At 48.9% G+C, this 13,397-nt stretch carries 10 protein-coding genes, 2 pseudogenes and 1 riboswitch; of the genes and pseudogenes, 8 read left to right on the plus strand and 4 right to left on the minus strand.

Going from position 1 to position 13,397, the window contains the following annotated elements; all coding sequences use genetic code 11:
* Nucleotides 1-26: 26 nt before the first annotated feature.
* The 8 genes and pseudogenes from alr to CPA57_RS01405 all read left to right on the plus strand — a co-directional run bounded on the left by alr (nt 27) and on the right by CPA57_RS01405 (nt 6,618).
* Entirely contained in the window at nt 27-1,103 is a 1,077-nt protein-coding gene (gene alr / locus CPA57_RS01370; protein ID WP_182080837.1) for an alanine racemase, read from the plus strand.
* Between the two features lie 79 nt (nt 1,104-1,182).
* Nucleotides 1,183-1,291, plus strand: a riboswitch (TPP riboswitch).
* A gap of 182 nt (nt 1,292-1,473) precedes the next feature.
* Nucleotides 1,474-2,695 (plus strand): annotated as a pseudogene (thiC, locus tag CPA57_RS01380) (phosphomethylpyrimidine synthase); the annotation flags it as partial.
* Nucleotides 2,696-3,056: 361 nt separating this feature from the next.
* Nucleotides 3,057-3,185: a hypothetical protein gene (locus tag CPA57_RS08995; protein WP_268235187.1), complete on the plus strand. Its 129-nt coding sequence runs from the start codon at nt 3,057-3,059 to the stop codon at nt 3,183-3,185.
* A 20-nt stretch (nt 3,186-3,205) separates the two neighbouring features.
* The gene (locus CPA57_RS09050; RefSeq protein WP_407647556.1) at nt 3,206-3,547 is read left to right on the plus strand and encodes a thiamine phosphate synthase; all 342 of its coding nucleotides are present in this window, start codon (nt 3,206-3,208) and stop codon (nt 3,545-3,547) included.
* 75 nt (nt 3,548-3,622) lie between these two features.
* Nucleotides 3,623-3,898, plus strand: a complete 276-nt coding sequence (locus CPA57_RS01390; protein ID WP_182080841.1) for a HesA/MoeB/ThiF family protein — start codon at nt 3,623-3,625, stop codon at nt 3,896-3,898.
* 43 nt (nt 3,899-3,941) lie between these two features.
* On the plus strand, nt 3,942-4,553 hold the full coding sequence (locus CPA57_RS09055) for a ThiF family adenylyltransferase (protein WP_407647557.1): 612 nt from the start codon (nt 3,942-3,944) through the stop codon (nt 4,551-4,553).
* A 432-nt stretch (nt 4,554-4,985) separates the two neighbouring features.
* Nucleotides 4,986-5,102, plus strand: a pseudogene (locus CPA57_RS01400) (hypothetical protein); the annotation flags it as partial.
* 130 nt (nt 5,103-5,232) lie between these two features.
* Nucleotides 5,233-6,618 (plus strand): peptide MFS transporter, encoded by a 1,386-nt coding sequence (locus CPA57_RS01405; RefSeq protein WP_182080847.1) that lies wholly within the window; start codon nt 5,233-5,235, stop codon nt 6,616-6,618.
* A gap of 19 nt (nt 6,619-6,637) precedes the next feature.
* On the opposite strand, the gene CPA57_RS01410 is transcribed toward CPA57_RS01405, so the two are convergent.
* The 4 genes from CPA57_RS01410 to CPA57_RS01425 all read right to left on the minus strand — a co-directional run bounded on the left by CPA57_RS01410 (nt 6,638) and on the right by CPA57_RS01425 (nt 13,374).
* Entirely contained in the window at nt 6,638-9,223 is a 2,586-nt protein-coding gene (locus tag CPA57_RS01410) for a cation:proton antiporter (RefSeq protein WP_182080849.1), read from the minus strand.
* A 128-nt stretch (nt 9,224-9,351) separates the two neighbouring features.
* A complete protein-coding gene (glmS, locus tag CPA57_RS01415) occupies nt 9,352-11,175 on the minus strand; it encodes a glutamine--fructose-6-phosphate transaminase (isomerizing) (RefSeq protein WP_182080851.1) in 1,824 nt (607 codons plus the stop codon).
* On the minus strand, nt 11,175-12,503 hold the full coding sequence (gene glmU / locus CPA57_RS01420; RefSeq protein WP_182080853.1) for a bifunctional UDP-N-acetylglucosamine diphosphorylase/glucosamine-1-phosphate N-acetyltransferase GlmU: 1,329 nt from the start codon (nt 12,501-12,503) through the stop codon (nt 11,175-11,177). Before glmU ends, glmS begins: the two co-directional genes overlap by 1 nt.
* Before the next feature lie 49 nt (nt 12,504-12,552).
* Nucleotides 12,553-13,374 (minus strand): DUF3108 domain-containing protein, encoded by an 822-nt coding sequence (locus CPA57_RS01425; RefSeq protein ID WP_457851367.1) that lies wholly within the window; start codon nt 13,372-13,374, stop codon nt 12,553-12,555.
* Nucleotides 13,375-13,397: the final 23 nt, after the last annotated feature.

The raw sequence follows: 13,397 nt of genomic DNA on the forward strand, positions 1-13,397 counted from the left end.
AGCATAAGGATGAGAGGCCAGAGAAGATGCATTTCTGCAAGCAGACAAGTGCTCGCCTGACGGTAGACCTTGCCGCCATCAGGAAGAATCATGCTTGGTTGGCCAAGCATGTAGAGGGGGCGGAATGTGCTGCTGTCGTGAAGGCAGATGCCTATGGTCTGGGTATGCGGGAGGTTGCGTCCTGCCTAGCTGACAATGTTCAGACATTCTTCGTGGCGCAGCCGGAAGAAGGGCGTCAGCTCCGCCGGCTGTTGCCTGAGAAAAAGATTTTTGTGCTGCATGGTTTCGCACCGGGGCGGCCGGAAACGATGGCGGAATATGAATTGGTTCCGGTGCTGAATAGTTTGGATCAGGTGCGGCAGTGGCGAGCCTTTTGCCAGCGGGAGGGTACGGATCATCCTGCGGCCCTGCAGCTGGATACGGGTATGTCCCGGTTTGGTATTTCGGAAGATGATTTGGGCGATGAGGTGGTGAGGGGGCTGAAACCTGTTCTTGTCATGAGTCATCTGGCCTGTGCAGATCAGCCTGATGATCCTGCCAATGAAGAGCAACGCCAGCGTTTTTTGGCCATGAGTGTCGCCTTTCCCGATGTGCCACGCTCATTGGCGGCTTCAGCAGGTATTTTCCTGGGCCCCGACTACCATTTCGAAATGGTTCGCCCTGGTATTGCGCTTTATGGTCCTCCGCTTCACGAGGAGACCAATCTGCTTGTTCCAGCTGTAAGGCTTGAGGCCCAAATACTACAGGTTCGTACCATCGAAGCAGGAGGTCGTATTGGATATGGCCTGACCTATCGTGCCGTACAGCCTATGCGTGTGGCGACTGTAGGCATTGGATATGCTGATGGTATCTTTCGTTCTTTCGCTCGGAACGGAGCTCTCTGGAAGGGAGATATACGATTGCCTGTGCTAGGGCGGATTTCCATGGACAGTCTTTCAGTCGATGTCACGCATTTACCTGATGACGCCACGCAGGAAGGGGAGTGGCTGACAGTTATCGGGCCACAGCAGGATATTGCCGATATGGCTGATCATGTTGGTACGATTGGTTATGAGGTGCTGACGTCTCTTGGTTATCGGTTTGACCGTTTTTATCAAGGTTAGACAAGGCGGCACCTGTTGCAGGCGTTTATGCAAGGTGGTTTTTCATCTTGACGGAGCGGCGTAGGCTCGATACGCAAGAAAGATGGCCCGGGGGTGTCCTGTCTTTAGTCAGGGCTGAGACGGTAAATACCGAACCCTTTGAACCTGATCCGGGTCATGCCGGCGAAGGAACGGGAAAATGTAGATGGGGGGTGTATGTCCTCTGCCTGAACTCCTTATAGATTGTCATTTACTCCCGGATCTTTTCTCACATTTAACATGTGGAGAGAAAATCAATGCAGGGCTTCACGGTTACTACAGGCCTTCGGAGAGAGCGGACATTCAGGGGGGCATGCTCGCTGATGAGATTCAGCCTGTGCAGCGTCTGTAGGATACATCCGGCCCTTATACCGATCTAAATGTCAGTACGGCACTGGATGTAGGTTTACCCAAAATAAGAGAACAGTGGCTGGAAGATAGGAAATTGGGCCGTCAGCAGGGACAAGGCGAGTTATCTGCGTCTGATGTTCCTTTTTGTCCGGCACCGCATACGTTAAGACGGGGCGTAAAAGGGCAGCATGTCACTCAATTGGATTATGCCCGCGCCGGGATCGTGACTGAAGAAATGATTTATGCAGCTTGGCTGTTACGCCCGGCGTGGCAGAAGAAGTGGGAAAAATGGTCTGGGCTACCCGTTGGGGCGCAGATACAGTCATGGACCTTTCAACAGGCAGCTATATTCGGCAAGTTCGTTCATGGATTCTGCGGAATGCTTCTATGCCGATTGGAACTGTGCCTATGTATGAGGCACTGGAGCGTTTCGGGAATGATCCACTCGCCTTAAGCTGGGAAGTTTTTCGAGATGTGCTGATTCATCAGGCTGAGCAGGGGGTGGATTATTTCACCATTCATGCCGGTGTGAGATTGGCTCATATCCCTTTGACAGCCAAGCGTGTAACAGGGATCGTTAGTCGTAGCGGGTCCATTATTGCCCATTGGTGTCTGAATGGGCATCGTGAGAGTTTTCTTTACGAACACTTCGATGAAATCTGCCATCGTTATGACATTGCTCTTTCCCTTGTGGATGGTCTGCGTCCGGGGAGTATTGCTGATACTAATGATGAGGCCCAGTTTGCGGAACTGAAAACACTAGGAGAATTGACCCAGGTTGCTTGGAAACATGGTTGTTAGGTCATGATCGAAGGGCCTGGCCATGTACCGATGAATCTGATCCATGAAAATATGGAAAAACAGAAGGAATTCTGTGCAGATGCTCCGTTCTATACGCTTGGCCGCTTACAACGGATATTGCGCCAGGATATGACCATATAACATCTGCCATTGGAGCCGCCATGATAGGGTGGTTTGGTACGGCGATGCTCTGTTACGTCACGCCTAAAGAACATCTTGGCCTGCCAGATCGGGATGATGTTAAGACTGGGGTGATCACCTATAAGTTGGCTGTTCATGCGGCGCACCTAGCCAAAGGTCATTCAACCGCTCAGCAGCATGATGATGCATTGTCTCGTGCGTATTTTGCTTTTCGCTGGGGAGATCAGTTCAATCTAGCGTTAGATTCCGAGACAGCCCGTTCCTTCCATGATACGACAGTCTAACCCTCCTTCAGTTGGCATAATTTTATAAAATAGCTGAACTCATACCTGCTCTTACTCCAAAGGGAAAAAGTTATTCCATTCATCTTTATAAAAAGACGAAACATTTAGGTGAGAACATATGAGGGTACCGTAAAAGCCGGTAGCCTTGTTCTTTCAGCAGCACGTGACCGAAGTGAGATCATCCGTTTTGGTCGCTGTACACAAGAACATCAAATTGTAGATGAGAGCAGACTGGACAGGTTAGAGTCTGATCTGGGTGGCCGTTTCCAAGAAGGATTGGTTCTATCCTCGAGAAGCACATATCGACCCTCGTCGAGCTCTTCCAGCTTTAGAGGCGTACTTAAAAAGCGCAGGAGGTGTGGTAAGCCGTGGTGTCGAGGTTCAAGCAGAAGAGTTAAAGGAAGATATCATCGTGGATTGTTGCGGTCTTGCGGAACGAGCAGACCTACCTGCATTGAGAGGTGTGCGTCTTTTGGTGCGCTATTAGTAGTTAATGACCATTGGAAAATTGCCTTGGAGGAGGGAGCTCCTTACATCCATCTTGGTCAGGATGACCTGAAAACGGCAGATGCAACTCGTATTCATCAAGCTGGTGTGAAGTTAGGGATTAGTACTCATGATCATATGGAGTTAGGGAAAGCTCGCGCCATTCGACCAGCTTATATTGCACTAGGGCCCATCTGGGGAACCACGCTGAAAGTAATGCCTTGGCGTCCACAAGGGATAAATCATGTGAAGCTGTGGTCTATGTTTGCTGAACCCCATTCCTCTCGTGGCAATTGGTGGCATTACAGCATAACGAGCTCCGGCTTGTCGTATGGCGGGAGTTGCAGCGGTGTCCGCTGTTAGTGATATTTTCCGTAATGGCGATCCAATAGCGCAGATCCATCATTGGCGGAAATGTCTGCAGGAAGGGAACGCCTGATGTCCCGTTATGATAGTCAAATGATTTTGCCAGAAATCGGCGAGATAGGGCAAGCTAGATTAAAGCGGGCAAGGCTTTTGGTTGTTGGGGCAGGGGGGCTTGGCTCGACTCTTTTGCCTATATTGGTTGGAGCTGGTGTTGGTCACATTCATATCATGGATGACGATGTTATCGAAGAAGACAATCTTTATTGGCAAACACTTTATAGCATGGAGGATATAGGTCGCAATAAAGCTATCGTGGCCGTATCTTGTTTGAAGGGCCTTGAACCCTGATGTTTCCCTTATAACCCATCCGGTTGGCGCACAAGCTGACACGGTGGCGTCAGTCATGGAAGAGCTGTGCGAGATAAGTGGAGAAGAGGACTATCTGGCCGTATTGGATACGGCTGATAATTTTGCCACTACTCATATGTTGAGCGACTTTTGCCAATGTATGACGTATTCTCTCATTAGTGCATCAGTCATTCATTGGATGGGATATGCGGCGATCTTCTGTGCTGAAGTACCTAGTTATCGGGCAGTTTTCCCCGATATAGGTCAGAATATGCAGGACTGTCGGACAGCGGGTGTCTTAGGGCCTGTCGTAGGGTTAATTGGGTTGTTGCAGGCCCAGCTGTGCTTATCGCATATTCTCAGAGTGATACCATCTCCGGGTCGGACAGCTGTATCATTGGAATGCAAAAACAATGCGGATGAGTTCGTTATTGTTATAGATGTCCGTTCTTTCGGGGAAAAACCGACCATATCGTACAAGAATTTACACTTCGTACCATTAGATCATTTGATCAGATTAAAGAAAGTGGATGTGAAGAAGGATAAGAGAGTGGTTCTTTGTTGCCAGAGTGGCCTTCGATCTGCACGGGCAGCGATTCTGCTATATCGACAAGGGTATAAATTCTTGGCTCTTTTAGCTGTTAAGCACCAGTAGTAGAAGAGGGGCGCATATATGGCGGGTCGTACCTCAGTGGATATGCGCTGACCGTTGTTACAGCTGTCATTGCTCAAAGTAGTTATCGGGTATTTAAAAGGTTGTCGGTATTAGCAGAGATGATTGTTGCGCATTGATGCGATTAAAATAGGACTATTACCTTAAGTAGAGAGCGTGCAGGCTGTATCGGTTTTTTTGCAAATAAAATAGCCATTTGCTGTTATGTTAGGCTAGTACGCAGCACTGTCTCGTAGATGAGATTGTTTCTTGTATGATGAGAGAACATATTTTTCCGTATATTAGCTTGGTAACTCCCAGTTTGTCTGAAGCCGCTCGGTTGTTAGAGGGAGGGGGTAGCCCAGGCACGGGGTGAAATGTTTTTACAGGCGGGGGCATTACGGAAGTTGGGGATAGCCAACTGAAAACGTAAGCTTTGATTTGTTGATAACTGAAGATGGCACCATACGCTGGTATGAGGCAGAACGAATTGTTACATCTCATGGCCGAGGAACAGGCTGTACGTTAGTGTCAGCTTTGGCATTTCTTTAATAAATCATACAAAGAGTTATGTTGCCTAGGCATTGTGGACTGCTAATAAGTTGGCATAATATATATTATACGACTTTTATATGAGCGAACAGTACTCCCATATGGATGCTTGTGATGCTATAAAACCTCTATGACTGACGATCCAGCCAACATATTGTCCAATAACAAAAGTGAGCCTACCTCTAACATATTAGGCCATCCAAAAGGCTTGTGGGTCTTATTCTGGACGGAAGGTTGGCTTTCTTTCGCACAATACGGAATGCTTTCCATATTAGTGCTATATTTAAAGGACATTTTTCAACACCCTGAACGAGCTCAAAAAATCATTGGGCTCCCTTCCCTCTTGGCTATTAATCATAGTTTCTATGCGCCAAAAGGATTAGATGCCACGGCTGGCAGTCTTTCGGGGCTTATAATGGCTGTTATTTTTGCTGCTCCATTTATTGGAAGCTTTATAACTGATCGTGGCCTTGGCAGAACCCGTTCTACCATCATAGGTATCAGCTTACTAACAATCAGCTTCGGTCTTATGGAAGAAGAAACCTGTTTTGTTCTAGCGCTATGGTTGTTCCTTGCCGGGGTCGGTTTTTCAGGTAGTTTGAAGGCACAGGTTGGAGCTTTATACGATCTCGAAGATCGTCGCCGTTCTGATGCTTACCAACTTTATAGCCAGAGCATACAGATCATGGCTATTATCTCTCCCCTACTCTGCGCTTTTCTGGGAACAATAGCTTGGCGTTGGGCTTTTATGGCAACAACCTGCGGTATGATTATGGGGTTAGCCGGCTATCTTATGGGACGAACTTATCTTCCAATAGAAATAAGCTTCCCGGATCCGACAAAGACCATCCAAGCTAGAAGCTGTTCCAAATTAGAAAAACAGCGTATTTTCTTTTTGCTCTGGATAGTAGGGTTATTTGCGCTTGGTATTCTTCCTAACCAAGAAATTATGGACGGCTATCTTCTTTGGGGGGAAGAACATTACCAGCTAACAGTACTCGGAATTACATGTCCTGTGAGTACACTCGTATCACTGGATAGTGTAATAAGCATGATTACAGGGTTTCTAGTATTATGGTTCTGGCGTTGGTATGATTACCGATATGGTGTAGTCCGTGATATGACGAAAATCATCATCGGCAGTGCTATTGCTACAATAGGACCACTTTTCCTTATTGCAGGAGAATATGTCCAACCGGCTCCCCATCAAATAAGCCTATGGTGGGGTGTAGCTTTTCATACAATCAACGATATTGGTTGTGGGATGACCTTCCCTATTGGGATGGCGCTTTTCTCTCGGTATGCACCCGAGCGACATAATACGACATTGATATCCTGCTTTACGCTTCATATTTTTCTAGGAAATCTAATGGTCGGTAAGCTGGCCGGAATGTTGCATCAGATTCCGGATATTATATTCTGGTCCCTTCACTCAGGGGCGGCTTTGCTTTCTACTGTTGGGTTAATAGCGTCCAGCCGGATCAGTAGCCGCCTATTTGCTGTGGTACCTTCCTAACCCCTCTCGCTTTTGAAAGTCAGCGTTTCTCCACGATGGGTGAAATGATGAATCCGGCTTCGTGGACAGGAGAAATAGTATTACCATCTCTAGTAATTACTACATTGGCTTCAAGAGAACCATTCAGCCGCATATCATGCCTTTTCATGATCTGGCGCTTTACTATAGGGAAACGTTGAAGAAGCTTGTCAAAATCAGCTCTAGGAATGGCAAGCATGTGGGAGAATTGTAGGGAGCGAACGGTATTATGGGCTCTTTGCCCCTGAATATGACTATTAGCTCCGATTAGGTCCCCTGCTCCCAGCATGACTTCTTGCGTTTCTGAACTAGTAGATGATTCAACAAGGCCAGCAACCTGTGCATAAATAGTACGAATACGTTCACCTTTACGGATCAGGATTTCCCCTGGTGAAAGGAAGCAGATAAACACTCGCCCAGCCAGATCATGGAGAGCTGCATCTGGTACACCATTAAAGGCCGGGAATGATCTTAACCGCTGCTCGATACCACTGCGAAGATTGAAACGCAGCGGGGTATCGAGCCGGTTTCTTTGCCGCTCGATGGATTGATGAAGCTCACGATGCAGCTCCTGCGAGATGAGATTATCTTTTGCGAGCGTAGCGTATTCTTCATCCTCCAAACGTAGCGCAATTTGGCGTAGAAGACGCCCTTCTAACGCTTCGGAATAACCAGAATAATGCAGGCGTAGCGTTGCCAAGGCATCGTCCAAAAGTTTGCGTTGCCTGCCTAGTACCTCAGACACGATCTCTGTAATACGGAGCCCTAAGGTGGGTTCCATACGTTCCCGAACAAAACGGATTAGGGATGTTGAAACCAGATGAGAAATAATTAACGTTTCAAAACGCTCCATCATACAGATTGTCAGGGGGCGATCTATATGGAAGCGTCTATGTAGCATTTGGGCCAGACGAAGACGCCATGAAGGTTGAAGGCTCTTACGGCGTGTTTTGACATACCCATACCGTCCTTCCAGCTGGGTCGCATCCACAATGGCCTCGGTCGCACGTAATAATGTCTCAATTACCCGACGACTAGACATTCCCTGAACGCGGAAAAGGTCCAGCAACAGAGAGCGTTCTTGATTGGCAATAGTTAGCAACGCCATATTGACGCGGTCTTTGTCAGTCAGAGCGGTTTCAAAGTTATTGCTGGCTTTTTCTTTTTCAGCACGTTGCTCAAGGCGGCTGATTACTCCCCCCCGTGTACGGGCACCAAAGCTTAGCTCATCAGATACATGGGCCACACGTTGGGCGACATGACTCAACCCGATACCAATGATCTGATTTCGTAACGCCTCATCAACGGGAGACAGCCTATCCAGTTTCAGGAAGAGAACGAGAGAGCGTAAGGTCGTGCCATTAACAAGAAGTGTCGTTAACACGAATCCCGTGGCCACAATCCCAACAAAATGGGTGATGGAATCATTAATATGGGGGTTTTCATTTACAGCTAACGCTAGAGCCAGCGTAATAGCTCCTCGTAGCCCCCCCCATGCCATGGTTGTTTTAAAGCGCAAAGGTACAGGCGGCGAAAGTCTGGTGATGATAAGAAGTGGTAAAAGGCCAAAAATGACTGCCGCTCTGGCAATTAGTCCGGCGAGACTGGCAATGAGGATTAGGAGTAAATCCCATTTCGTCATGCCGATCATCATACGAGGGACAAGCATAGCAGCCAGCATGAAAACAAGCGTACTGGCCCAGAACTCAATCTGTTCCCAGAGCTCCCGAAGGAAGCGCCATGTCTGCGGGCGGAACGTTGATGGACCGAAGGCAGAGATGGTTAGACCAGCAGAAGCTGTTGCTACAACGCCAGAAAATCCCAGAATGTCATCACAAAGAATATACACCCCATAGGGTAATACGAGGGAAAGTGTAATTTCGGCGGCAGGAAATCCGCTGATGGCAGTAATCATGACCAGGGTTAGCCGTGCTACGGCGACACCGATGATGACGGCACCGGCAAAATTGGTCAGGAAGTCGATGCAGGCTTCACTGAAGCTGATCTGATGATGAGCCGTAATGGCTGCAACAAGAATAGTAAAGATAGCAATGGCGGCTGCATCGTTTAGCAAAGCCTCCCCTTCCACCAAACGACTTAGCCGGGCGGCGGCACCAATTTCCCGGAAAATACTGGCCACAGCGGAAGGGTCTGTCGTGGCAACAATAGCACCAAGTAGTAAGCAGGCGATGAGACTCTGTTGTGCAAAGGGATATAAAGCGAAACCGATCGTTGCTGTGGAGACTATGACCGCCACGATGGCTAGTAGTAGTACCGTAGCAATTTCGTGCGTCAGACTACGGACATTGATTCCCATGGCCCCCTGAAAAACCAGAAGCGGCAGGAAGATAAGTAGGAAGCCCTCACTGCTTATAGGAAAAGACAGCAAGGCCCCTGCAGGCCCTTCCAGTAGGTCTAACCCCATGGAATTATTAACAAGAGACGATGCGGCCCCCAGTCCTATTCCTAGAACAGCAATGATAACCGTTTCCGGCAGATTGATCTTCTTGGCCAAGGGCGGAATGAAGCTGATGAGAAAAAGGAGGAAAACAAGGGTCAGAAGAACAGCTGCTAGCCCTATTTCCATCTGATGTCCCCTTTCTCACCCTCTGATATTCTGGTCGGAGAGTAAGCGTAAAACCCCCGTCAGGCAAGCCTTACAGGGGTTCATTACCTGTTTTCCATCTTCAGCGGGATGTAAACAGAAGGTGCCCTTTACTCCACAGTGACAGACTTGGCCAGATTGCGAGGCTGGTCCACATCCGTACCCTTCAGCAGAGCCACTTCATAGGCTAGAATCTGTACCGGGATGGTGTAAAGAATGGGAGCAGCAAAAGCACTGACATCTGGAAGGATGACAATATGCTCAGCAATATCCTTCAGTCGCTCGGCCCCTTTTGCATCTGTGAAGACAAGAATGCACCCACCACGAGCACGGGCTTCTTGAAGGTTGGAGAGTGTTTTGTCGAATAAAATGGTAGACGGAGCAATAGCTACTACCGGCACGCTCGGATCAATTAGGCTGATAGGACCGTGCTTCAGTTCTCCAGCGGCATAGGCTTCGGCGTGGATGTAGCTGATTTCTTTAAGCTTTAATGCTCCCTCCTGTGCTACAGGCATGCAGATACCACGCCCCAGATACAGGACATCACGAGCCTGAGCGATGACCCGGGCCATAGTACGTATCTGGTCGAAAAGGCCAAGCACCTCCATGGCGTGAGAAGGAAGATCAAGCAGATTGTCCGTCAGTTCCCGCTCTTTTTGCTCATCAAGCAGTCCACGTTGACGGGCAAAATCAATGGTCAGAGCCGCAAGAACGGATAGTTGAGCTGTAAAGGCCTTGGTAGAGGCAACGGATATCTCCGGGCCGGCTACCATACCTAGAACAAGATCGCTTTCTCGGCCCATGGTGGAATGTTCTACATTTAGGATCGAGACAATATTCTGCCCTGCTCCCTTGAGTTCCCTCAACACACCGAGTGTATCGGCCGTCTCACCGGACTGCGATATCAGCAGGGCAAGCCCTTTATCCGGCTGTGGCGGGTTGCGGTAACGCAACTCCGAAGCGACATCAATATCCACCGGTAGCCGAGCAAGCTCCTCGAGCCAATAACGCCCAACCATACCAGCATAAAAAGCCGAACCGCAGGCTGTAATAGTGGCGCGGGAGAGTGTGGCAACATCAAATGGCATGTCAGGCAGCGCAATGCGGCGTGTTACCGGATCGACGATACGCTGAAGAGTTTGACCAATGGCAACAGGATGTTCATGCAGTTCCTTCTCCATGAAGTGCCGGTATCCATCTTTGCCGATCTGTCCTGTCGTCAAAGAAGCGGTTTGAACAGGACGTTCAACGACTTTGCCCTGCCCGTCCAGAATCTCAACATGATCCTGCGTTAGGACGCACCAGTCCCCATCCTCTAGGTAGGTTATCCGGTTGGACAGTGGTGCCAGTGCCAGGCTGTCGGAGCCGAGAAACATTTCGCCTTCGCCATACCCGATGGCCAAAGGAGCCCCATGACGAGCGCCAATGAGAAGATTGTCATGTCCCTCAAAGATCATGCCAATGGCGTAGGCCCCCTGGAGTTGACGGATTGTTGCAAAGGCAGCTTCTTTTGGAGACATGCCCTGTTGCATATACTCATCTAGAAGATGGGCGACGGCCTCTGAATCAGTTTCAGTTTTAAAGGTGCGGCCCTTAGCTTCCAAAGCGTTTTTTAAATCTGCGAAATTCTCGATAATGCCATTATGGACAATGGCTACCTGACCAACCCTATGGGGATGAGCATTGTTAGTGGTTGGAGCCCCGTGAGTAGCCCAACGGGTATGGCCAATGCCTGTTGTACCTGCAAGGGGGGTATTTTCTAGAGCATTTTTCAGATTATCTAGCTTTCCCGCAGCACGGCAACATGCAAGGCGGCCATGTTCTACAGTTGCAATCCCGGAGGAATCGTACCCGCGATATTCTAAGCGGCGGAGTCCTTCAAAGATGATCGGAGTAGCAGGACGGTGTCCAACGACGCCACAAATACCACACATCAGCCCTGTTCCTTCTTTTTCCGTAGTGCCTGCTGAAGGGCTCTCCCCTTGCCTGCCTTATTTTCCTGCCGTGCCCGCCCGAAAGCAAGAGCCCCAGATGGCACAGCCTGTGTAATGACGCTGCCAGCAGCTGTCATGGCGTCATCTTCGATTTGAACCGGTGCCACCATGATACTGTTAGAGCCGATGAAGCAATGGTCGCCAATAGTGGTTCTATGCTTGAAAACACCATCATAATTGCAGGTAATGCTACCAGCTCCGATATTGCTCATCTTTCCTATTTTAGCATCACCCAGATAAGTTAGATGATTTACTTTACTGCCAACGCCTAGATCGGTGTTTTTGAGTTCCACGAAATTACCGATATGACTATTTTCATGGCAAACCGTGCCAGGACGTAACCGGGCATAGGGGCCAATCGTAGCACCATTCTTCACAAGACAGCCTTCTAGATGAGAGAAGGCACGGATTAAGCAACCTTCTTCCAACGTAACGCCCGGCCCGATAAACACGTTGGGTTCAATTACGACATCACGGGCAATGACTGTGTCAGGATCAAGGAAGATGCTTGAGGGGTTAATAAGGGTTGCCCCCTGTTCTAGGGCGTTCTGCCTTAATCTTTGCTGTAGCCGGTTTTCTGCTTGTGCCAGTTCGGCACGAGAGTTGATGCCCGCTAGTTCTTCTTCAGTGCCTTCCACGCAACTGACCCGCCCTTCTTTGGCTGCCAGAGCAACAATATCTGTTAGGTAATATTCATTTTGGGCATTTTCGGGAGTAATGCGGCTCAACCAGTTTTTTAGATGGGCAACATCCGCACACATCATGCCAGCATTGCAAAGTGTAATACTGCGCTCTGCAGCAGACGCATCCTTGAACTCAACAATACGCTCTACGTGCCCCTCTACTCCCGTTACGATCCTACCATAATGCCCGGCTACTACAGGGCGCATACCCAAGAGAGATAGGATATGTCTTCCTTCATGAGCATTCAGCAAGCGTTGCATTGTATTTGCTGTCAGTAAGGGATTATCCGCATATAGAATAATAGCTTTACCATCATTCAGCATGTCCACGCCTATTTTGGCAGCATGGCCCGTCCCTAAACGGTCATACTGGATGACTGTCTCGTGAGGAGAAACTTGTTGGGCTAGTTCATCCATGCCCGGCCCGATAACAACTACGATACGGTCTACAATCTGTCGGGCTGTTTCGATGAGATGCCAGATCATGGGACGATTTCCCAGACGCTGCATGGCCTTGGGGAGCCGAGACTTCATGCGCGTTCCCATACCGGCAGCCAAAATGACAGCAGTGGTGGTAGAACTCATAGGTCAGGTCTCCTTGGGGTATTTGAACAGGCTTATCGTGTAAAAAGGCTTAATGTGTCTGGGAGCGTACTACAGTGGAAATCTTCGGTGCGGACTGTAAGACAACAAGAATCTGCCCTAATTTGTAATGAGCAAACTCGATACGAGCCGGAATAAACCCACCTTGTTGATCATGAACGAACCAGACAGCTCCTTTGTGTGGTGAAGACTGAGCCGCCTTGAAATGGGAGCCAAGAGAAAAACCACCGATCTGTCGGCCTGTAAACTCGCACTTCAAGGCATCACTTTTGAAATAAGAACCGTGATCTTTCGGAATGGTCGTCTGACTGGGGCCATGTACTTCCAGATAGGATAACCGGACACCATCAAAAATGGGCCTGCTCAGAGTGCAGTCATGCTTCAGAGAAATGCGATGTGTTAGCTCAATAAGAAAACTGAGCATGTCGACGGATTGCTTCAGCTCTGGTTTAGGCAGTGGCTCTCGCTGCTTTTCAACTGGCAGAAGGACAGTTACGTGAGGACCAGACAGATCAAAATCAATATGCGTCGTTTCCTCCTCACCATGAGCAAAGCCACTATTGTTGAAGGAAATTGGTGCTACATCATCCCCATTGAAACGTCCCTGGGTACTACTCATTAGGTTTAGTGTAAGAAACCAGCTCGCAAGGCCAACGGTATAAAGATGCGTTTCTACACCGTATCCCCATGGCTGCAGAACGTAATCTGCATCAGCACTAAGGGCATGATAATCGTGGACGAAAACGCCGTATCGAAGATGTATGTTCTGCGCAGCAGATGCCACTGGTGCAGAAGGGGGACCTGCTGAATCTGCAGCAGCACCCGCTTCCCCCGCAAGGTAGCTAGAGGCCATTATCAGGCTAGTGAGCCATCCAC

The sequence above is a fragment of the Bombella favorum genome, assembly GCF_014048475.1.
GTDB classification, from domain to species: Bacteria; Pseudomonadota; Alphaproteobacteria; order Acetobacterales; family Acetobacteraceae; genus Bombella; species Bombella favorum.

Coding starts and splice junctions, on each gene's coding strand:
- alr (WP_182080837.1), top strand. CDS start 27: ATGCATTTCTGCAAGCAGACAAGTGCTCGCCTGACGGTAGACCTTGCC.
- CPA57_RS01390 (WP_182080841.1), top strand. CDS start 3,623: ATGTCCCGTTATGATAGTCAAATGATTTTGCCAGAAATCGGCGAGATA.
- CPA57_RS01405 (WP_182080847.1), top strand. CDS start 5,233: ATGACTGACGATCCAGCCAACATATTGTCCAATAACAAAAGTGAGCCT.
- CPA57_RS01410 (WP_182080849.1), bottom strand. CDS start 9,223: ATGGAAATAGGGCTAGCAGCTGTTCTTCTGACCCTTGTTTTCCTCCTT.
- glmS (WP_182080851.1), bottom strand. CDS start 11,175: ATGTGTGGTATTTGTGGCGTCGTTGGACACCGTCCTGCTACTCCGATC.
- glmU (WP_182080853.1), bottom strand. CDS start 12,503: ATGAGTTCTACCACCACTGCTGTCATTTTGGCTGCCGGTATGGGAACG.
- CPA57_RS01425 (WP_457851367.1), bottom strand. CDS start 13,374: ATGGCCTCTAGCTACCTTGCGGGGGAAGCGGGTGCTGCTGCAGATTCA.